At 66.9% G+C, this 20,872-nt stretch carries 17 protein-coding genes and 1 tRNA gene; 13 read left to right on the top strand and 5 right to left on the bottom strand.

Going from position 1 to position 20,872, the window contains the following annotated elements:
• The first annotated feature begins 240 nt into the window (after positions 1–240).
• On the top strand, positions 241–561 hold the full coding sequence (locus RZN05_RS06820) for a hypothetical protein (RefSeq protein WP_317225865.1): 321 nt from the start codon (positions 241–243) through the stop codon (positions 559–561).
• Here the strand turns inward: RZN05_RS06820 and RZN05_RS06815 are convergent.
• The 3 genes from RZN05_RS06815 to cysS all read right to left on the bottom strand — a co-directional run bounded on the left by RZN05_RS06815 (position 555) and on the right by cysS (position 3,433).
• Positions 555–1,490, bottom strand: a complete 936-nt coding sequence (locus RZN05_RS06815; RefSeq protein ID WP_317225864.1) for an NAD(P)-dependent oxidoreductase — start codon at positions 1,488–1,490, stop codon at positions 555–557. The genes RZN05_RS06820 and RZN05_RS06815 overlap by 7 nt on opposite strands.
• On the bottom strand, positions 1,487–1,939 hold the full coding sequence (locus RZN05_RS06810) for a TM2 domain-containing protein (RefSeq protein ID WP_317225863.1): 453 nt from the start codon (positions 1,937–1,939) through the stop codon (positions 1,487–1,489). Before RZN05_RS06810 ends, RZN05_RS06815 begins: the two co-directional genes overlap by 4 nt.
• Before the next feature lie 66 nt (positions 1,940–2,005).
• Positions 2,006–3,433: a cysteine--tRNA ligase gene (gene cysS / locus RZN05_RS06805; protein ID WP_317225862.1), complete on the bottom strand. Its 1,428-nt coding sequence runs from the start codon at positions 3,431–3,433 to the stop codon at positions 2,006–2,008.
• A 227-nt stretch (positions 3,434–3,660) separates the two neighbouring features.
• Here cysS and RZN05_RS06800 point away from each other — a divergent pair, with 227 nt between their 5' ends.
• Both RZN05_RS06800 and RZN05_RS06795 read left to right on the top strand, forming a co-directional pair.
• Positions 3,661–4,044: a glycine zipper 2TM domain-containing protein gene (locus tag RZN05_RS06800; RefSeq protein WP_317225861.1), complete on the top strand. Its 384-nt coding sequence runs from the start codon at positions 3,661–3,663 to the stop codon at positions 4,042–4,044.
• Between the two features lie 163 nt (positions 4,045–4,207).
• Positions 4,208–6,139, top strand: coding sequence for a C1 family peptidase (locus tag RZN05_RS06795; RefSeq protein WP_317225860.1), 1,932 nt, complete (start codon positions 4,208–4,210; stop codon positions 6,137–6,139).
• A gap of 9 nt (positions 6,140–6,148) precedes the next feature.
• Here RZN05_RS06795 and RZN05_RS06790 read toward each other — a convergent pair.
• Positions 6,149–6,222 (bottom strand) — tRNA-Cys (locus RZN05_RS06790).
• 162 nt (positions 6,223–6,384) lie between these two features.
• Here RZN05_RS06790 and RZN05_RS06785 point away from each other — a divergent pair.
• From RZN05_RS06785 to RZN05_RS06765, 5 genes are read left to right on the top strand one after another with little or no spacing between them, the layout of a single operon-like run.
• Positions 6,385–7,068, top strand: a complete 684-nt coding sequence (locus tag RZN05_RS06785; protein ID WP_317225859.1) for a protein-L-isoaspartate O-methyltransferase family protein — start codon at positions 6,385–6,387, stop codon at positions 7,066–7,068.
• Between the two features lie 16 nt (positions 7,069–7,084).
• Entirely contained in the window at positions 7,085–8,680 is a 1,596-nt protein-coding gene (locus tag RZN05_RS06780; RefSeq protein ID WP_317225858.1) for a TolC family outer membrane protein, read from the top strand.
• A 35-nt stretch (positions 8,681–8,715) separates the two neighbouring features.
• Positions 8,716–9,183 carry a DUF2497 domain-containing protein gene (locus RZN05_RS06775; RefSeq protein ID WP_317225857.1) on the top strand — a complete coding sequence of 156 codons (468 nt, stop codon included), beginning with the start codon at positions 8,716–8,718 and terminating at the stop codon, positions 9,181–9,183.
• A 55-nt stretch (positions 9,184–9,238) separates the two neighbouring features.
• On the top strand, positions 9,239–11,323 hold the full coding sequence (locus tag RZN05_RS06770; protein ID WP_317225856.1) for a S9 family peptidase: 2,085 nt from the start codon (positions 9,239–9,241) through the stop codon (positions 11,321–11,323).
• 47 nt (positions 11,324–11,370) lie between these two features.
• The gene (locus RZN05_RS06765; protein WP_317225855.1) at positions 11,371–14,061 is read left to right on the top strand and encodes a valine--tRNA ligase; all 2,691 of its coding nucleotides are present in this window, start codon (positions 11,371–11,373) and stop codon (positions 14,059–14,061) included.
• Positions 14,062–14,249: 188 nt separating this feature from the next.
• Here RZN05_RS06765 and RZN05_RS06760 read toward each other — a convergent pair whose 3' ends face one another.
• Positions 14,250–15,104 carry a diacylglycerol/lipid kinase family protein gene (locus RZN05_RS06760; protein ID WP_317227579.1) on the bottom strand — a complete coding sequence of 285 codons (855 nt, stop codon included), beginning with the start codon at positions 15,102–15,104 and terminating at the stop codon, positions 14,250–14,252.
• A gap of 103 nt (positions 15,105–15,207) precedes the next feature.
• Here RZN05_RS06760 and hemB point away from each other — a divergent pair, with 103 nt between their 5' ends.
• The 5 genes from hemB to RZN05_RS06735 all read left to right on the top strand — a co-directional run bounded on the left by hemB (position 15,208) and on the right by RZN05_RS06735 (position 20,838).
• A complete protein-coding gene (gene hemB / locus RZN05_RS06755) occupies positions 15,208–16,194 on the top strand; it encodes a porphobilinogen synthase (protein ID WP_317225854.1) in 987 nt (328 codons plus the stop codon).
• Positions 16,191–16,727, top strand: a complete 537-nt coding sequence (locus RZN05_RS06750) for a GNAT family N-acetyltransferase (protein WP_317225853.1) — start codon at positions 16,191–16,193, stop codon at positions 16,725–16,727. Before hemB ends, RZN05_RS06750 begins: the two co-directional genes overlap by 4 nt.
• On the top strand, positions 16,724–17,263 hold the full coding sequence (locus tag RZN05_RS06745; RefSeq protein ID WP_317225852.1) for a GNAT family N-acetyltransferase: 540 nt from the start codon (positions 16,724–16,726) through the stop codon (positions 17,261–17,263). Before RZN05_RS06750 ends, RZN05_RS06745 begins: the two co-directional genes overlap by 4 nt.
• Positions 17,264–17,301: 38 nt before the next feature.
• Entirely contained in the window at positions 17,302–19,542 is a 2,241-nt protein-coding gene (locus RZN05_RS06740) for a fused MFS/spermidine synthase (protein ID WP_317225851.1), read from the top strand.
• Positions 19,543–19,680: 138 nt separating this feature from the next.
• A complete protein-coding gene (locus RZN05_RS06735; RefSeq protein ID WP_317225850.1) occupies positions 19,681–20,838 on the top strand; it encodes an HNH endonuclease in 1,158 nt (385 codons plus the stop codon).
• Positions 20,839–20,872: the final 34 nt, after the last annotated feature.

Here is a 20,872-nt window from a genome sequence, read left to right as displayed (position 1 = left end):
TCCCAGCCCTGCACGGTCGAGCCGGGCGTGTCGAACCAGGCGCCGAAAGCGGCGCGGGAAAGGGCGCGTTCCTCGCGGAAGCGGCGGATCTTGGAACCTGCGAGCGTGGTCATGCCGGGCGCCTTACCCGCGGGGGGTAAATGTTGGCAAGGGTGAAAATTACCCTGGATGGGTAAGATCGCGTGCGGGTGGACCGAAGTGGCGGGTCTGGCGTTGATCCCGCTACGAGGAGATCGCCTGATGGACGCGGTGCATATCGACCTGGAAGCCGAGCTCGACAACGAGTTCGTCGCCGATGCGGAGACCGACGAGGTCGAGGATCACGACTATGTGCCCGATCCGCGATCGCTCTGGGGATCGGAAGCGGCGCGGGCGATGCTGGTGGTGCTCACCCGGCGGCTGGGGCCCGACTTCGCGCGCGAAGTGAGCGACGAGATGGCGGCGCGGACCTTCGCCTACCAGGCGGGGTGTCCGGACGACCGCAGCGACGGCAAGGCGATGGAAGCGCTGCTCAACGACGGCTTCTGGGACAAGCTGTTCGCGATTGAGAAGCCTCAATAGCCGGCGGTCAGGTCGACTTCATTCTCCAGCGGGCGACCTTCGAGGAAGGCGTGGAGGTTGCGGACGAACAATTCCGCCGCGCGGACGAACATGCGCGTCTGGCTGCGGCCCGACAAATGCATCGAATGGAGTATGTTGGGCGCGGTCCATAGCGGGTGCTCGGGCGGGAGCGGCTCGGGAGTGACGGTGTCGAGGAACGCGCCGGCGATGCGGCGCCTGGTGGTCGCCTCGATCAGCGCGTCCTGGTCGATCAGCTCGCCGCGGCCGACATTGATGATCCAGGCGGAGGGCTTCATCGCCCTGAGCTCTGCCTCGCCGATCATCGCACGGCTGGTGTCGGTGGCGGGGGCGGAGAGGAAGATCCAGTCGAATTCGGAGAGGCGGTCGCGCCAGGCGTCGGGACCGATCGTGCCGGGCGCGCCGGTGCGGGTCACGCCGGTGACGGCGACGCCGAAGCCGGCGAGGCGCTCGCCGATCAGCTTGCCGATCGTGCCGTAGCCGATGACCAATGCGCTGGTCTCGAACAGCTCGAGCTTGCCTGGTGCGTCATAGGGCCATTCGCGGGTGTCGGCGATGCGGACTACTTGGTCGTAGCGCTTGGCGGCGACGAGCGCGCCCATCACGGCATATTCGGCCACCGTGTGCGCGTTGACCCCGCTGCCGTTGGTGACGCGGGTGCCGCGCGCGGCGAGCTGGGCGGTGTCGAGCCGGTCGAGCCCGGCATAGATGGTCGACAGCCATTTGAGCCGAGTGCCGGCGGCGACCGCGCGGGCCCATTCGGGTGGGCGGTTGATGTCGACCCAGCCGATATCGGCGTCGGCGACCATCGCCTCGGCTTCCTCGGCGCTGGCGAACCAGTGGACGTCGAGCCCCGCGGGGAGGTGCGGCTCGACGAGCGGGCGGGCGAGCGCGGGGAGGACGGCCTTCATGCCGGATAGGTGCGGGCGTAGCGGTGCGCGAACTCGGCGTCGGACATCACGAGGTAGCGCACCGTGTCGATGAACGCCCAGAGACCGGTGAAGATGAGGCCGACGATGGTGATCGAGATGACGATCATCAGCACCCCGGTGCCGTTGCGGCCGAGATAGAAGCGGTGGATGCCGAGCGTGCCGAGGAAGAAGGCGAGCAAGGCGGCGACATATTTGTTGCGGTCGTTGGCGGGGGGCTGGCGGTAGGCGACCGGCGCGGTGTCCGATTCGGGCAGGCGGAAGATGCGCAGCGCGCGGTTCCCCTCGGTGGCGAAATCGATGCGCGCGCCGACCGCGGGGCCGCGCTCATCGCTCCAGTCACCGGGGCGAAAGCAGTAACGCTGGCCGTCCTCGCCCGAAATCTGGCCCTCGCCGCTGGTGCGATCGACGCCCAGTACCTGTCCGCGCATTCTTGCCCTCCCTGTTGCGCCGCGTTTTGCGGAAGCGGGGGGCGGGAGGCAAGGGGGCGTGTCGAATTAGAGCGCCGGCTTCCAGTCCCACCCCAGGGGGTCGCCGTCCATGACTTCGACGCCGGCGGCGGCGAGTTCGTCGCGGATCGTGTCGGAGCGCTGGAAGTCCTTCACGACGCGTGCCTGCTGGCGCTCGACGAGGCGGTCGCTGATTTGCTCGGGCGTGAGCGTGGCGCTTGCCGGGCGGACGCGAAGTTCCTCGCGGGTGAGGTTCAGGAGGTTCAGGCCGAGGACGGTGTCGAATTCGGCGAGCGCGGCGAGCCGGTCGGCGGGGGACACGCTCTTCTCGGCGAGCAGTTCGTCGAGGATCGGCAGCGCCTTGGGGGTGTTGAGGTCGTCGGAAACGGCTTCGTCGAGCCGCTTGAGCCAAGGCTGCGGGGCGGTGCCTTCGCCCTGCGTCTTTGCCTTGAGCGCCGTTATGGTCATCACCAGCCGTTTGAGCCGGGTCAGTGCGGCGGCGAGGTTCTCGGCGCTGAACTCCAGCTCGCTGCGATAATGCGCCTGGAGGCAGAGCAGGCGATAGGCGAGGGGGTGGACGCCCGCGTCGATCAGCGACTGGAGCGTGGTGAAGCCGCCCTTGGACTTGCTCATCTTTCCCTGACGATCGACCAGAAAGTTGTTGTGCATCCAGAAATGCGCGCCGCTATCCGAGCAGCCGCAATAGGCCTGGTTCTGGGCGATCTCGTTGGGGTGGTGGATCTCGCGATGATCGATTCCGCCGGTATGGATGTCGAACGGCGCGCCGAGATACTTCAGGCTCATCACGGAGCATTCGAGATGCCAGCCCGGCGCGCCCTTGCCCCAGGGGCTGTCCCATTCCATCTGGCGCTGCTCGCCGGGAGGCGACTTGCGCCAGATCGCGAAGTCCTGCGGGTGGCGCTTGCCTTCGACGGCTTCGATGCGGCCTTCGCGGGTATCGTCCTGCGAGCCGGCTAGGCGGCCATAGTCGGCGACGGTGCTGGTGTCGAAATAGAGCCCGGTGTCGAGCTCGTAGCAATGCGCGGGCGCGATCTTCTTCGCGAAGTCGAGCATCTCGTCGATATGGTCGGTGGCGACCGACCACCGGCTGGGCTCGCGGATATTGAGGTCGGCGATGTTCTGCTTGAACGCCGCGGTGTAATGCGCGGCGATATCCCAGATGCTCCTGGCCTGGGCCTTGGCGGCCGCTTCCATCTTGTCGTCGCCGGCATCGGCGTCGCTGGTCAGGTGGCCGACATCGGTGATGTTGATGACGTGGGTAAGGTCATGGCCCTTCCAGCGCAGCACGCGGCTCAGCGTGTCGGTGAAGACGTAGGCGCGCAGATTGCCGAGATGGGCGTAATTGTAGACCGTCGGCCCGCACGAATAGACGCGCACGCCCTTTTCGGGATCGAGCGGCGCGAACGGCTCGAGGCTGCGGGTGAGCGAATTGTAGAGCGTGAGCGGGGCGGACATGGCCGCGGCATAGCGGCTCGATTCGGGTTCGTCATGCCCCGCCGCGGTGCCGCGCGATTCGTTTTTTCCGGGCGCTCGGCGACGAAGCGTGGCTTTCCGCTGACCAGTTCCCCTCCAACCCCTTCGGATGAACGGTGGCTAACGGAGGCATTCAGGCTCGCACCATGTGCGGCGTGGCAGAAGAGTCGGCATGTGGAGGCAACCCTAGGCCCCCGAAGGAGGATGAAATGATCAAGTCGATGCTCACCGCCGCGCTTGCCGCTACCGTCACCATCGGCGGCATGGCAGCCACCCCCGCCGCCGCCCAGGATTACGGTCGTGGCTATTACGAGCGCGATTATCGCGACGGCTATCGTGACCGTGGCTATCGCGACGACCGCCGCGGGTATCGCCGCGATTATCGTGGCTATCGCAACCGCGACTATCGCCGCTGCTCGAGCGGCACCACCGGCACGATCCTCGGCGCAGTCGCCGGCGGCCTGCTGGGCGGCGAGATCGGCCGCGGCAGCTCGTATCGCGGCCGCAGCACGACCGGCACGATCATCGGTGCTGGTGCAGGCGCGCTGCTCGGCCGTGAAGTGGACGGCGGCAACTGCCGCGGTCGCCGCTAAAACAGTCTAATTTCAACACGAAGGGCGTCCGCTGCGAAGCGGGCGCCCTTTTCGCGCGGAATGCCACATTCCCGCCCGCCAGCTTGTGAGAGACATGCCTTTGCGGTGCGCCGCCAGTGACAGCGTTCGGTGACAAACTCTGACTGGCGATTGGAGACTCCGCATGCCGATCCTTTCCAAGCTCGACGCGCTTCCCGATACCGTGGACTTCCGCGACGCGATGTATCGGCCCTCGTTGATCCGCGTGCCCGAGGAAGCGAAGCTCGAAGCGTATCGGAAGCGCTCCGTCCCGATCCTCGACCAGGGCGGCGAAGGCGCGTGCACCGGCTTCGCGCTTGCCACGGTCGCCAACTACCTGCTGCGCGCGCGCGGCGAGAACCCCGATGCCGAGGAAGTCAGCGCGTACATGCTGTATGCGATGGCGCGCCGATACGATGAATGGCCCGGCGAGGCGTATGTGGGGTCGAGCGTGCGCGGCGCGGTCAAGGCATGGCACAAGCATGGCGTGTGCGCCAAGCGACTGTGGAAGGACATTACGGGGCAATGGCCGAGCGACGAGGCCGCGGCCGACGCCATAACCCGGCCGCTCGGCGCCTATTACCGCGTCAATCACCGCGATCTCGTGGCGATGCATGCGGCGATTTCCGAAGTCGGGGTGCTGCTCGCATCGGCGGACATCCATGCCGGCTGGGGGGAGGTGTCCCTGGGCGAGCCGCATATTCCGTTCGTCCCCGGCCGGGTCGGGGGGCACGCCTTCGCGATCGTCGGCTATGACCAGAAGGGCTTCTGGATCCAGAACAGCTGGGGCGAGGACTGGGGCGATGGCGGCTTTGCGCGGCTGGGCTATGACGACTGGCTGGCCAATGGCAGCGACATTTGGGTCGCCTCGCTCGGGGTGCCGGTACATCTCGGCCAGCCTTCGGCCTCGGCCGAACTGCGGACCTGGGCGCCGCAGAGTTTGCCGGCCTATGTGTATTCGGCGCTGCGCCCGCACATCGTCACCGCGCGCAATGACGGTGTGCTCGACGACAAGGGCGAATACGGCCTGACGCGCGAGGGATTGAACGACGTCATCACGCGGCAGATGCCCAAGTGCATGGAGACGTGGGCGCGCAAGCGGGTGATGCTCTATGCGCATGGCGGGCTGGTCAGGCAAAGTGATGCGATCCAGGTGGTGGCCGCCAACCGCCAGGCGGCGCTCGATGCCGAAGTCTATCCGCTCGCGTTCATCTGGCGCTCCGACGCCTTGTCGACGATCCGCAACATCCTTGCCGAGGCGCTGTCCAGCCGCCGCGACGAGAGTATGATCGGCGGGGTGTTCGATTTCCTGCTCGATCGGGTCGACGACATGCTCGAGCCGGTCGCGCGGCGGTTCGGCGGCAAGGCGATGTGGGACGAGATGAAGGAGAATGCGTTCGGCGCGACGCGAAAGGAGGCGGGCGCCGCGCGGCTGACGGCCGATCTCCTCATCGGCATGTATCAGAACAAGCAAATCGACGAGATCCACCTAGTCGGCCACAGCGCCGGATCGATCTTCCATGCCGAGCTGGCCCAATATTTCGCCGATGCCGGGGTTCCGATCGCCAGCGTCTCGCTGCTCGCCCCGGCCTGCACGATCGACCTGTTCGATCGCTGCTACCGGCCGCTGATTGAGGATGGCCGGATCGACCGGTTCGGGCTGTACACGATGGACGACGCCACCGAACGCGACGATCATTGCGCGCATATCTACAACAAGTCGCTGCTCTACCTGGTGAGCGCCGCGTTCGAGGAAACCATTCGCGCCAATGGTGGCGAGCCGCTGCTCGGCCTGGCGCGATTCGTTCGGGGCCGCCTGGACGATTTGTGGGATGGCCAGCGAATCGAATGGATCGTGGCACCGAGCAATCCGGCCTCCGCGGCGCGGAGCCATGGCGGATTCGACAACGACAAGGCGACGCTGCTTTCGACGCTGGCGCGCATCCGCGATGAGCGGGACCTGATGATAGCAGGACTCGCTAGCTTGCCCCAGATCGAGTCGATTCCCACCAGCACGCCCGCCAGTCGCGCTCGGATGCGGCGGCAACTGGAACGCGTGGCCGATCTGCGGCGATAGATTGGGAGCTGGAGGCCCGACCGGGAATCGAACCCGGGTGCAAGGATTTGCAGTCCTCTGCGTCACCACTCCGCCATCGGGCCTCGAAAGCGAGGCGGCGAAATGCGCGAGGGGTGGCGCTGTGTCAACATAGTTTCAAAATGCGCTTGGCCTCGCTTGGCGGCGACGCTGCGGCGCGATAGAAGCGCAACGAGTGCAACACGTGTATTGCGCAACTAATACGGTTGTGCCAGAAAGCCGGAGTTATGATGACCCTGACGGTCGATACTGCGCCCGTCGAAGCGAACCGCTTCGAGGCGATGCGCCACGCGATGGTGGCCAGCCAGCTGCGTACCAACGCGGTCAACGATGCTCGCGTGGTCGAGGCGATGGCCCGCACCCCGCGCGAAACCTATCTGCCCGCCGAGCAGCACGGCATCGCCTATCGCGACGGCCTGTTGCCGCTGGGCGGCGGGCGCCAGCACAATTCGCCGCTCGCCACCGGGCGGCTGCTGACCGAGGCGGAAATCCGCCCGGGCGACCATGTCCTGCTCGTGGGCGCGGCGGGCGGCTATGCCGCGGCGCTGATCGCGCAGATCGCCGGATCGGTGGTCGCGCTCGAGGAATCCGAATCGCTGGTCGGGATCGCGCGCGGCGCGCTTGCCGGCGAGTCGAAGGTCGAGGTCGTCCAGGGCCCGCTAAATGCCGGCTGGGTAGCGCGCGGCCCCTATGATCTGCTCATCGTCGACGGCGCAGTCGAAGAACTGCCCGCGGCACTGGTCGCACAAGTGAAGCCCGGTGGGCGCGTCGTCAGCGGCGTGGTCGACCGGGGCGTAACTCGGCTCGCCGCCGGCCGGCGGACCGAGGGAGGCTTCGGCCTCGTGGATTTCGCCGATATCGAATGCACCGAACTGCCTGGTTTCCGACGCCTACGGACCTTCACCTTCTGACCAGAAGAAGAGATTGATGCGACTGACCTCCCTGCTCCTGGGCGTGAGCCTGACGGCGCTCGCCGTGCCTGCATCCGCGCAGACCACGACGACGCGCACCGGCACCTCGACTCCGGTGACGGTGCAGACCGCGCCGCGGACGGCGACTCCCGCGCTCGCGCCGGCGCCGGGCGTGCGGCCCACCACGACGCTGCGCGACGCACTGGTCCAGACGTATAACAGCAATCCCGACCTTGCCGGCGAACGTGCCAATCAGCGCGCCAATGACGAGAATGTTCCGATCGCCCGCTCGCGCGGGCTGCCGGGCGCGAGCGCCACGGGCTCGGCAAACACGAGTATTTACGACAGCGACGCGAACCTGATCTCGGCGACGCGCCAGGCGCGGCTGGGCATCAACCTGTCGCAGCCGATCTACAGCGGCGGCGCGGTGCGCAATTCGGTGCGCGCGGCCGAGACGCGGGTCGAGGCGGGGCAGGCCAACCTCCGCGGCACCGAAGCGGACGTGTTCACCCAGGCGGTGACGGTCTATGTCGATGTACTGCGCGACGAGGCGATCGTTCGGCTCAACCAGCAGAATGTCCGCGTGCTGGGCGTCAACCTCCAGGCGACGCGCGACCGCTTCGAAGTGGGCGACCTGACGCGCACCGACGTCGCGCAGTCCGAGGCGCGGCTGGCGCTGGCCGAGGGGCAATTGCGCACTGCCGAGGCGCGGCTGATCGGCAGCCGCGAGTCCTATATCCGCATCGTCGGCTCACCGCCGGGGGTGCTCGATGCGCCGCCCGCGCTGCCCAATTTGCCTGATGACGTGATGACTGCCGAGCAGACTGCGCTTGCCAACAATCCGTTTCTCGAGGCCGCGCAACTGGGCCGCGACGCGACGCGCTATGACGTCAGCGTGGCGCGGGCGAGCCGATTGCCGACCCTGAGCGTTGGCGTAGGGGGCAATTATTACAATTATCTCGGCTCGATCCCGGCCGCCGCGGCGGCGCAGGGGGCGAGCGGGAGCGGCGAATCGGCGACGTTCGGCGCCGAGCTGACGCTGCCGCTGTTCCAGGGCGGACGCCCTGCGGCGCAGGTCCGCCAGGCGCAGGCGCGCCAGGCCGCGGCGATCGAGCAGGTGACGCTCACCGAGCGCGGGGTGATCGCGCAGGCGCGCTCGACCTATGCGAGCTATCAGGGTGCGCTGCGCGTGATCGAATCGTCGCGCAGCGCGGTGCAGGCCAACCAGCTCAGCCTCGAGGGCGTCCGCGCCGAGAACAGCGTCGGCACGCGCACGATCCTCGACATCCTCAACGCCGAGCAGGAACTGCTCAACAGCCAGGTCAATTACGTGACTGCCGAGCGCGACGCCTATGTCGCGGGGTTCAGCCTGCTGGCGTCGATGGGGCGCGCCGAGGCCAAGGATCTTGGGCTCGACGGCGGGCCGCTCTACGATCCTGCCGCCAATTATGAGCGCGTCCGCGGCCGCTGGAGCGACTGGAACGACGATCCCAAGCCGGTCGGCACGAGCACCTCGACCGCCGGCACCCCGGCGCAGGGCGCGATGGTGACCGCAGCCCCCGCGGATCCTTTGTTGCAGCGATCGGTTGACACCACGCCCCGAAATCCCTGATTTAACCATGACTGCCTGCAGGAGACGTGTCGGCGATGGGGGATATCAGTAGCGAGCCTTCGATGGAGGAGATCCTCTCCTCGATCAAACGCATCATCGCCGAGGAAGGCGATGCGGCGACGGCGTCGCGTACCCGCCGCGGCCGTGCCGGCACTGCCACGACCGCAGGGGCACGCGCGCCGCAGGTCGAGGCGGAGGACGAGGACGAGGTTCTCGAGCTGAGCGATCAGGTCGCGGCGCCCGAGCCTGCCGCCGCCGCGCCGGTGGCCGAGAAGCGCGTCGAGCCGATTCTGTCGGAACGCGCCGTCGAGGCGACCCGCGGGCCGCTCGAGGCGCTGTCGCGGATGGTGGTAAAGCCCGAGGTGGCGGGGTCGGACACGCTCGAGGGGCTGGTCCGCGAACTGCTCAAGCCGATGCTGCGCGACTGGCTCGACGCCAATTTGCCCAAGATCGTCGAAGAGATGGTCGCGCGCGAGATCACCCGGATCACCGGGCGGAACTGAGATTGGTGCCGCGCGGACGATTGTAACGTTCGCTACCATCTGCTTATCTCGGGGCATGAAGCACCTCCTGCTCGCGGGCGTCGCGCTCGCTTCCGCTGCCGCGCCGGCCCTGGCGCGCGATCTCACCATCCAGGATGTCGCGAGCCTCTCGCGCGTCGGTGCGCCGGTGGTGTCGCCCGACGGCAAATGGCTCGTCTGGCAGCAGCGCGAGACCGATCTCGCTGCCAATCGCGGGCGCTATGACCTGTGGCGGCTGGATTTGAGCAAGAAGGGCGCGACGCCCGAGAAGCTCGTCGCCGAGGCCGAGGTCAACGAAACCAGCCCGCAATTCTCGAAGGACGGGGCGACCGTCTGGTTCCAGTCGGACAAGGGTGGCGAGGACGCGGTGTGGAGTGTCGCGGTCACCGGCGGCACGGCGCGTAAATTGAGCGCGATCCCCGGCGGGTTCAGCGGGTTCAAGGTGGCGCCGACCGGCGACAAGGTCCTTGTCTGGGCCGACCGCAAGCCGGGTGCGCCGAGCCTCGAGCTGCCGCAGGTCAAGAAGGACCCCAATGCGGGGTCGGGCCGCACCTATGACCAGTTGTTCGTGCGCCATTGGGACACGTGGGCGAACGGCGATCGCTCGCAGCTGTTCGTGTTGCCGTTCGGTCTCGAGGGTGCGACCGGCAATGGCGTGGCGATCGGTGGCGAACTGATCGGAGATACGCCGTCCAAGCCATTCGGCGGCGGCGAGGAACTGGCGTGGAGCCCCGACGGCAAGACGGTCTATTTCGCGCTGCGCGAGGCGGGTCGGATCGAGGCGACCTCGACCAATCTCGATATCTTCGCGACGCCCGCCGACGGTTCGGCGCCGCCGACCAACCTGACCGCCGACAATGACGGGATGGACAACCTCCCGACCGTATCACCCGACGGCAAATGGCTGGCCTATTTCGCAATGGCCCGAGCGACCTATGAAGCCGACCGGCAGGTGCTGATGCTGCGCGATCTGGCGAGTGGGCAGGTGCGTGCGCTCACCGAGGCGTGGGATCGTTCGGTGTCCTCGATCGCCTGGGCACCTGACGGCAAGTCGCTCTACGTCACTGCGCAGGACACGCAGGAAGAACCGATCTTCCGAGTCGATGCGAAGAGCGGCAAAGTGATGCGGCTGACCCAGGCGGGCGTAGTCTCGGCGGTGCTGCCGACCAAGAGCGGCGTGGTGTTCGCGATGAACAGCCTGACCGCGCCGGACGATTTCTATCGGCTGGGCGGGAGCAAGGTCGAGCGGCTGACCTCGGTCAATGCGGCGAAGCTGGCGGGGATCGACTTGCCCAAGGTCGAGCGCTTCAGCTTCACCGGCGCGAACAACGATACGGTCTGGGGCTATGCCGTGCGCCCGGCCTCGCTCGCCGAGGGCGCGAAGGCGCCGATCGCGTTCGTGGTCCATGGCGGGCCGCAGGGATCGAGCAACAACAGCTGGTCGTATCGCTGGAACCCCGCGATATTCGCGGGCGCGGGCTATGCGGTGGTCTCGGTCGATTTCCACGGCTCGACCGGCTATGGCCAAGCCTTCACCGACGCGATCCGCAACAATTGGGGCGGCTGGCCGCTCGAGGACCTGCAAAAGGGGCTCAAGGCGGCCACGGACAAGTTCGCCTATCTCGACGGCGACAATGCCTGCGCGCTCGGCGCCTCCTATGGCGGCTACATGATGAACTGGATCGCGGGGCAGTGGCCCGACCGGTTCAAGTGCCTCGTCCAGCATGACGGCGTGTTCGACGCGCGCGCGATGGCCTATGAGACCGAAGAATTGTGGTTCGACGAGTGGGAACATGGCGGGAAAGCCTATTTCGAAGATCCGCAAGCGTTCGAGAAATGGAACCCGGTCCACCATGTCGACAAGTGGAAGACCCCGATGCTGGTGATCACCGGCGAGAAGGACTTCCGCATCCCCTATACCCAGGGGCTGGCGAGCTTCACTGCGCTCCAGCGGCGCGAGATCCCCTCGCGGCTGGTGGTGTTCCCTGACGAGAACCATTGGGTGCTCAAGCCCAAGAACAGCATGCAATGGTATGGCGAAGTGCTGGGGTGGCTGAACAATCATACCGGCGGGCGTGACGGTTTCGTTGCGAAGGGCTGTGACAAGCCAGTGTGCGACTGAACGGCGGGTTGTGGGGGAGGGCGGTTGCGCGCTAAGCGCCCTCCATCATGACCGAACTCCCCAAGACCTTCGACCCCGCCGAAATCGAATCCCGCTGGTATGGCCATTGGGAGACCAAGGGCCTGTTCGCGCCCGAGCGGCCGGGGGCCGATCCGTGGACTTTGGTCAATCCGCCGCCCAACGTCACCGGCAGCCTGCATATCGGGCATGCGCTCGACAACACGCTGCAGGATATTCTCGTCCGCCATGCCCGGCTGAAGGGCAAGGACGCGCGCTGGGTGGTCGGGACCGATCATGCGGGTATCGCGACGCAGATGGTGGTCGAGCGCCAGCTCAATGCCGCGGGAGCTAAGCGTACCGACTTCACCCGCGAGGAATTCGTCGCGAAAGTGTGGGAGTGGAAGGAAGAGAGCGGCGGGGAGATCACCCAGCAGCTTCGCCGGCTCGGCTGCTCGATGGACTGGGCGAACGAGCGCTTCACGATGGACGAGGGCTTTTCCAAGGCCGTCCTGAAAGTGTTCGTCGAGCTCCACAAGCAGGGGCTGATCTATCGCGACAAAAGGCTGGTGAACTGGGATCCGGGCCTGGGCACGGCGATCTCGGATCTCGAGGTCGAGACGCGCGAGATCAAGGGCAATTTCTGGCACTTGCGCTATCCGCTCGAGGATGGCAGCGGGTTCATCCAGGTCGCGACGACGCGGCCCGAGACGATGCTCGCCGACATGGCGGTGGCGGTGAACGCGTCGGACGAACGCTATGCGGCGCTGGTCGGCAAGAAGGTTCGGCTGCCGATCACTGGCCGCCTGATTCCGATCCTCACCGACGACCATGCCGACCCCGAATTGGGTTCGGGCGCAGTCAAGATCACGCCGGGGCATGACTTCAACGACTTCGAGGTCGGCCGTCGCGCCGGGATCGAAGCGCGCGACATGCTCAACATGCTCGACGCCAAGGCGCAGATCACCCAGACATCGGACGGGCTGATCCCGGCAGAACTGCTCGGACTCGACCGGTTCGAGGCGCGCAAGCTGGTGGTGCAGCGGCTCAAGGACGAGGGCTTCCTCGTACCCTGGACCGACAAGGACGGCGAGTCGCACGATTCCGAGCCGCGCACGATCCAGACGCCCTATGGCGACCGCTCGGGCGTGGTGATCGAGCCTTGGCTGACCGACCAATGGTATGTCGATGCGGCGACGCTCGCCAAGCCGGCGATCGAGGCGGTACACTCGGGTGCGACCAGGATCGTGCCGAAGAGCTGGGAGAAGACGTACTTCAACTGGATGGAGAACATCCAGCCGTGGTGCGTGAGCCGTCAGCTCTGGTGGGGGCACCGGATTCCGGCGTGGTTCGCCGACGACGGCAACATCCATGTCGCCGAGAGCGAGGCCGAAGCGCAGGCGCAGGCAGGAGAAGGCGTAGCGCTCATCCAGGACAGCGACGTGCTCGACACCTGGTTCTCCTCCGCCCTTTGGCCGTTCGCGACGATGGGCTGGCCCGACACCGACGTGAAGGCGCTTGGCCGCTATCCCAACGACGTGCTGATCTCGGGCTTCGACATCCTGTTTTTCTGGGATGCGCGGATGATGATGCAGGGCTTGCACTTCATGAAGGAAGTGCCGTTCAAGACCTTGTATCTCCACGGTTTGGTGCGCGCCGCGGACGGGCAGAAGATGTCCAAGTCCAAGGGCAATGTCGTCAATCCGCTCGGGTTGATCGAACAGTATGGCGCCGATGCGCTGCGCTTCTTCATGGCGGCGATGGAAAGCCAGGGCCGCGACATCAAGATGGATGAGCGCCGGATCGAGGGCTATCGCAACTTCGCGACCAAGCTGTGGAATGCCGCGCGCTTCTGCCAGTCGAACGGGATCGGCGCGAGCGCCACGCTCGAGCCGCCCGTGGCCGAGCTGGCGGTCAATCGCTGGATCATCGCCGAGACGGTGGCGACGGTGCAGGCGCTCGATCTTGCGTTGGCGGACCTGCGCTTCGACGAAGCCGCGAACACGATCTACCAGTTCACCTGGAGCCGCTTCTGCGACTGGTATCTCGAACTGATCAAGCCGGTGATCCAGGGCGAAGGCGGTGTGCCTGCTACCGGTGCCGGCGCCGACGAGACGCGTGCGGTGGCGGGCTGGGTGCTCGACCAGATCCTCGTCCTGCTCCACCCGTTCATGCCCTTCATCACCGAAGAGCTCTGGTCGAAGATGGGCACGCGCGACCACGAGATCATCGTCGCGCACTGGCCGATGGCCGACGCGCGGGCCCTCGATCCGGCGGCTGCACAGGAAATCGATTGGCTGATCCGGCTGGTGAGCGAGATTCGCGCGGCGCGGACCGAGCTCAACGTGCCGCCGGGCGCGCGCTTGCCGCTGCATGTTCGGGATGCTTCCGGCGAAACGGCGGCGCGGCTCGAACGCCAGTTTGCGGCGCTGGCGCGGCTCGCGCGGGTCGATCAGGCTGGCGGCGAGGCGCCTGCGGGCGGATCGTTGCAAATCGTCGTCGATGAGGCGACGTTCGTGGTGCCGATCGGCGGGGTGGTTGATCTCGAAGCGGAGCGCGCGCGCCTCACCAAGGCAATCGCGGCGGCGGAGAAGGAGCGCGACGGGCTTGCGGGCCGGCTGAACAATCCGAGCTTTGTCGAGCGGGCCAAGCCCGAGGCGGTGGAGAAAGCGCGGGCGGACCATGCCGAGAAGGCGGCCGAGGCCGAGCGGCTGAGTGCGGCGCTAACGCGGCTGGAGTGATAGTTACTGACTAAGGCTGGAACTACTTGAGAAGGAAACCGTGCTCCGGCGAAGGTCGAAGCAATGGGTTGCGCGCGTCTCGCTTGAGGCCAGCGCTCTGGCCTTCGCCGGAGCACGGAATTCTGATTGGCCCTCGTACCCGGCGTACGCGCCGGTTGCGCATGCTCCGGCACTCGCAAGAATAGCGGTTAGCGTGGCACCATGACGTCGATCACCGCCGCCGCAATCCGTGCGGTGACCGGGGTGCGCGCCAGAACCTCGCCGTCGATCGATACCGGCAGCGGCGGTTCGGTGGCGATGCGGAGTGACTTGCCCGAGAAGCTCACCGTGTCCTCATGCCGCGCCTCGCGGCGCAGGACGCTGTTGAACCAGTTGCGCAGCAGCCGGCGGCGGGCATGGCCGCGGACCGCCTGGACGACGATCTCGCCACTGTCGACGCTGGCTTCGTCGATTATCTCGGTGCCGCCGTGGAAGCGACCATTGGCGATGCGGACCTCGACGACGCGCAGCCGCTTGGCCTCGGCGCCTTCGCCCACGATCAGCGTGAACGGGTGGAAGCGCGAGAATTCGTACGCCGCCCAGGCAAGATAGCCGGCGCGGCCGAACCAGCGCTTGAGCCCCGAGGGCACGTTCTCGGCGATCTGCGGCGAGATGCCCATCGCAGCGCAATTGGCGAAATAATCGTCGTCGATCATGCCGAGATCTATACGCCGCAACTCGCCCGTGGCGATCACCTCGACGGCGCCGGGGATGTCGAGCGGGATGCCGAGCGAGCGCGCGAAGCTGTTGGCGGTGCCGAGCGGGAGGACCGCGAGCGCCGCGCCGGTGCCGGTGAGGAAATCGACCAGCCCGCTGATCGTCCCGTCGCCGCCGCCGAGGATAACGAGATCGGGCTTTGCCGCCAGTGCCTTCTTCAGAGTGGGTTCGAGCTGCTCCGGCTCCTCGACGGCGTGCGCGTCGACCGGGAAGGGGAGGCCCTTCATCAGGCTGCACGCCTGTTCGAACAGATCCTGGCCGCGCCGGGACTTGGCGTTGACGATCATCGCGGCGGAGCGAATTTGGGGCTTGGACAAGCGGGAGGCACTCCGGGACGTTTCAGCTGTGTAACGCTTGCGCGGCGTCACTCGATCCCCCAAACGGATCGGCATGAGTCAGTATCCTGCGCTTCGCCTTCGCCGCACCCGTGCCGCCGCGTGGAGCCGGCGGATGCATGCCGAGACCGTGCTCACCCCGGCCGACCTGATCTGGCCGCTGTTCGTCACCGAGGGCGACGCGGAGGAACCGATCACGTCGCTTCCGGGGGTGTCGCGCTGGTCCGTGGCGGGCGTGGCGGCGCGCGCCAAGGAGGCGGCTGCGCTGGGCATCCCCTGCGTGGCGCTGTTTCCCAACACGCCCGCAGGCCTGCGCAGCGACGACGGGCGCGAGGCGCTCAACCCGGACAATCTGATGTGCCGCGCGATCCGCGCGATCAAGGATGCGGTGCCCGATCTGGGGGTGCTCACCGATGTCGCGCTCGATCCCTATACGAGCCACGGCCATGACGGGATCGTCGACGATGCCGGCTATGTCCTCAACGACACGACCGCGGCGATGCTCACCGACCAGGCGCTGGTCCAGGCCGAGGCAGGGTCGGACATCGTCGCGCCTTCGGACATGATGGATGGGCGGGTCGGGCTGATCCGATCGGCGCTCGAGGCCAACGGGCACGTCAACGTCCAGATCATGGCCTATGCCGCCAAGTACGCCAGCGGCTTCTATGGGCCGTTCCGCGACGCGGTGGGATCGCGCGGGCTGCTCAAGGGCGACAAGAAGACCTATCAGATGGACCCGGCCAATGCCGAGGAAGCGCTGCGCGAAGTCGCGCTCGATGTGGCCGAGGGCGCCGACAGCGTGATGGTCAAGCCGGGCCTACCTTATCTCGATATCATAGTGCGTGTGAAGAACGCGTTCGAAGTACCTGTCTTCGCGTACCAGGTATCTGGCGAATATGCGATGATCGAGGCCGCCGCGGCATGCGGCGCAGGCGACCGCGAGGCGCTGGTGATGGAGACGCTGATGGCGTTCAAGCGCGCCGGCTGCTCGGGCGTGCTGACCTATCACGCGCCGCTCGCCGCGCGGCTGCTGGGCGCGTGATCGAGACAAAACGGCTGCTGCTGCGCCCGTGGCGCCAGGCAGACAAGCCGGGGTTCCACGCGCTGGTCAACACGCCGGCGATGATGGCGCATTTCGGCGGACCGGTGCCGCAGGCCAAGCACGACGCGATTCTCGACAAGCAGATGGAGCAGCAGGAACGCTTCGGCCATTGCATGTGGGCCGTCGAGCTACGTGCCACGGGCGAGCTTGCCGGTGTGTGTGGGCTGCGGATCGGCGGGCATCCGGGAACGCCGGTGCCCGAAGAGCTCGAGATCGGCTGGCGGATCGGCGAGAAGCATTGGGGGCAGGGCATCGCACGCGAGGCTGCCGAAGCAAGCCTGGCCTGGGGCTGGGCCCATACGGCGCGGCCCCGGATCGCCGCCTGGACCGTGATCGGCAACACGCGGTCGTGGGGGCTGATGGAGCGATTGGGCATGCGCCGCCGCGCCGATCTCGACTTCCATCATCCCGAATATCCGGTTGGAGACCCGTTCGGCGCGATGATCGTCCATGCGATCGACCGGCCGGCATGATCGAGACGCCACGCCTGATCCTGCGCGGCTGGCGCGACTCCGATCGCGAACCGTTTCATGCGATGAGCCAGGACGAGCGCGTGATGGCGACGCTCGGGCCGCTGCTGTGGCGCGACGAGAGCGATGCGCTGATCGATCGGGTGCAGCGCATTCTCGACGACATGGGCTACACCTTCTGGGCAGTCGAGCGGCGCAGCGACGGCGCGTTCCTGGGGTTTTGCGGGCTCAAGCCGGGTGCCGAGGAGACGCCGATCGAAGGCGAGATCGAGATCGGCTGGCGGCTCGCATACGACCATTGGGGGCGGGGCTATGCCCGCGAGGCGGCGCAGGCAAGCCTCGACTGGGGCTGGGCGAACCTCGACGTGCCGCGCATCGCCGCGATCACCAGCGTCGACAACGACCGCAGTTGGGGACTGATGGAGCGGCTGGGCATGGTCCGCGCGCCGCAGGACGATTTCGATCATCCCAAGGCGGTCGAACGGCTGCGTCGCCACGTCACCTATCGCATCGCGCGCGGCGCGGTTAAGCCCGTCTAAACCGTACGGGTATCAGGATCGTCGTGGAAGGAATTGGAATGAACGACGGTGTCGAACGCGCGAGCGTGGAGCGAACGCGGTTCCACTGGTTGTTCGTCGTCGCGATCCTCGGCGGATCGTTCCTGCTGTTCCTCGTCCAGCCGATGGTTGCGCGAATGGCGCTGCCCAAGCTCGGCGGCGCGCCGGCGGTGTGGAACAGCGCGATGCTGGTCTACCAGGCGCTGCTGCTCGGCGGCTATGCCTACGCGCATTGGCTCGGGCGGGTGCCGGTGCGGATGCAGGCGGGGATCCACCTCGCCGTGCTCGCGGTGGCGGCGTTGTGGCTGCCGATCGGACTGACCGCGATGAACCTGCCTGCCGATGCCGAGCCGGCTTTGTGGGTGCCGTGGCTGTTCGGCGCGTCGATCGGTCCGCTGTTCTTCGCGATCTCGGCGCAGGCACCGCTGCTCCAGCGCTGGTACAGCGTCGCGAGCGGCGGGCGCGATCCCTATGCGCTCTACGCGGCGTCGAACATCGGCAGTTTCGGTGGGCTGATCGCCTATCCGCTGCTCGTCGAGCCGGGCCTCGCGATCAAGGGGCAGAGCCTGTTGTGGAGCATCGGCTACGGCCTGGTGTTCGTGCTCGTCGCCGGCTGCGCGCTGCTGTTGCCGCGCAAGTCCGGCGCGGAGCCGCATGTCGCGCACCACAGCCCGCCGGCGGGCCGCTGGCGCGTGCTCCACTGGATCGCACTCGCCTTCGTCCCTTCGGGGTTGATGCTCGCGACCACCACCTTCCTCACCACCGACATCGTCGCGATGCCGATGCTGTGGGTGCTGCCGCTCGGGCTCTATCTGCTGAGCTTCTCGCTCGCCTTCCGCAAGGGCGATACGATCCCCGACCTGCTCGCCAAGTTCACTCCGGTGATCGTGCTGCTGTTCGGCGCGACGCTGATCGCGGGGCACCAGAAGCTTGCCTATCTCAACGCGCTGATCGGGCTGATCCTGCTGTTCGTCGTCGCGGTTTCGCTGCATTCGCGGATGTATCAGCTGCGCCCGGCGCCAGACCGACTGACCGGCTTCTATTTGGCGATGTCGGTCGGCGGCGCGTTGGGCGGGGTTTTCTCCGGGCTGGTCGCGCCGGTGCTGTTCGACTGGACCTATGAATATCCGCTGCTGATCCTCGCCGCGGGGGTGCTGATGCCCCAGGCGTTCCTGCTGCCCGCGCTGGCGAGGCTGTGGAGCGGCGAGGGGCAGATACTGCGGATCAAGGTGCTTGCCGCGGCGCTGCTGGTCGTGGTGTTCGTCTGGCTCGGTATTCTCAATCCGGGCGGCGTACTCGGTGAGATGCACGAGCAGTTCGCTTTCCTGGCAGTGGCGGTGGTGGGGCTGATCGCGACCGGGCGGCGCGCGGCGTATGTGATCGCGCTCGCGGGCGGGCTCTTCCTGTTCGGCGGCTATCGCGCGATCGAGACGTCGCTGAGCGGTGACCGTACCCGCAGCTATTTCGGGGTCTACACGGTGAGCGACCTGCCCGACGAAGTGCGGCTCGCGCACGGGACGACGCTCCACGGCATCCAGCTCAAGGCGCCCCGCGCGACAATGCCGACGACCTATTACGTCCCCGGATCGGGTGTCGGCCGCGCGATGCTCGCCGCGCCGGGGCTCTACGGGCCGGCGGCGCGGATCGGCGTGGTCGGGCTGGGGACGGGCACGCTCGGCTGCTATGCGGTGCCCGGCCAGCAATGGCGCTTCTACGAGATCGACCCTGAAGTCGTCACGATCGCGCGCGATTCGGGCAAATTCACCTTCATCCGCCAATGCGTGCCCCAAGCCGAGATCGCGCTGGGCGATGCCCGCATCCGGCTCGCCGAGGCGACGCCCGCGACGCTCGACCTGCTCGCGCTCGACGCCTTCTCGTCGGACGCGGTGCCGATGCATCTGATGACGAGCGAGGCGTTTGCCACCTATGGCCGCGTGCTTGCGCCCAATGGGTTGCTGCTTGTCCATATCTCGAACCGCTTCCTCGCGCTGGCGCCGGTCGTCGCGGGGGCGGCGGCGGAGGGCGGGTGGCACGCGGCGCGGATGGTCTACCAACCCTCGGCGCTCGAGCAACTCGACCAGGCGAGCACCTCGGACTGGATCGCGCTGTCGCGCGACCAGGCGACGCTGGACAGGCTGACCCGAGGCGATCCGCAATGGCGCCCGCTCGCGCCCAAGCCCGGCTTCCGCGCCTGGACTGACGATTACGCCTCGGTCCTGCCGGTGATGCGTGCGTTCCATCCGTCGTTGGCGGACGACTAGGCCCGCGAGACGGGCGGGCGGTATCTCAAATCCTGCCGCGCTACGGGAGCGTATCCGCCGCGATACGATCGGCAGATGGGGACGCTTTGAGCCGGCCGGGTCTCGCGGTATCAGTCCGGGGACGATGGGGAGTGAGGCATGCCTATATGGGCCAGCGCCGTAACGGCGGCGATCCGGCGCTACGTCGCCAGAACCGGTTCGCCTGAGTTCACGCGCAAGGCTTTCATCGCGGCGGAAATCGAGGCGATCGAAGCGGAAACGCGTACGTCGGGTCTTACTCCGACCCAAACCCTGGGGCGTGAGTTGCAGCAGCTTCGCGATGCAGGCCTGATCGAATTCGTGGTACGCGGCACCTATCGCTGGCTCGGCACCATGCCGGAGATGGAGCCGGTCGTTCCGACCAACGGGGTCTTCCAGCTCGTGCCGCATCCGGGCGACGACTTGTCGGAGTTCCGCTATCGTTTCGAGGGGCGGTGGTTGCCGAGCGTTACACGGATGATCGATCAGTGGGTCATCCACCAGCGCCCCGAAAGGCCGTATGGCGGCGACTATTACGCGGCCGCGCGGGTGGAGCGGATCGATCCCGAGCTGGGCAGCGACGGTATTTTCGTCGCGCAGATCGCGCGCGGCACGTTCCTGGAATTCGGGCGTGCGGTGCCGTTCGAACTTGATGGCACGATCATTGAGCGTGAATTGCTGAAGGCGGATGGCCGACTGGATGGCGATCGCGCCGCACAACTGGTTCGCGCGCTCTCGAGCGCCGACTTCAACCGGATCCTGGAGTTCGGGCTGGTGACCGAGGAAGATCTGTTGCCGCGAATCGACGCCTGCGAGGACATGCCGCCGGCGCACAAAGTGGCAGAGGAGACCGACCCCTGGAACGGGCCGATCGACCGCACGACGATGCTCGTCAATCGAAAGGTGCGTAACCGCCAGTTCCGCAAACGCGTGCTCGACGTCTATGGCGCACGCTGTGCGCTGACCGGAATGAAGCTTCTCAATGGGGGAGGGCGTGCGGAAACCGAGGCCGCGCACATCATGAGCGTGGATGCAGGCGGCCCGGATGCCATCGACAACGGCATTGCGCTGTCCGGCACGATCCACTGGATGTTCGATCGCGGGCTGATTTCGCTCAGCGATGCCGGCGATATCCTGTTGTCGCGAAAGATCAACGACCTGGAAAGCGTCGAGCGCCTAATCTTCCCGGATCGCAAGGCGCGGTTGCCCCAAGTGCCCGCGCACCGACCGCATCCGCGCTATTTGGACTGGCATAGGACGGCATGCTTTCGCGACTAGAGCACGCGCGACCCGGTGTTGGCCTAGCGTCGTC

The sequence above is a fragment of the Sphingomonas sp. HF-S4 genome (genome assembly GCF_032911445.1).
Classification (GTDB): domain Bacteria; phylum Pseudomonadota; class Alphaproteobacteria; order Sphingomonadales; family Sphingomonadaceae; genus Sphingomonas; species Sphingomonas agrestis.
This window is presented reverse-complemented; position numbering and strand designations above follow the sequence as displayed.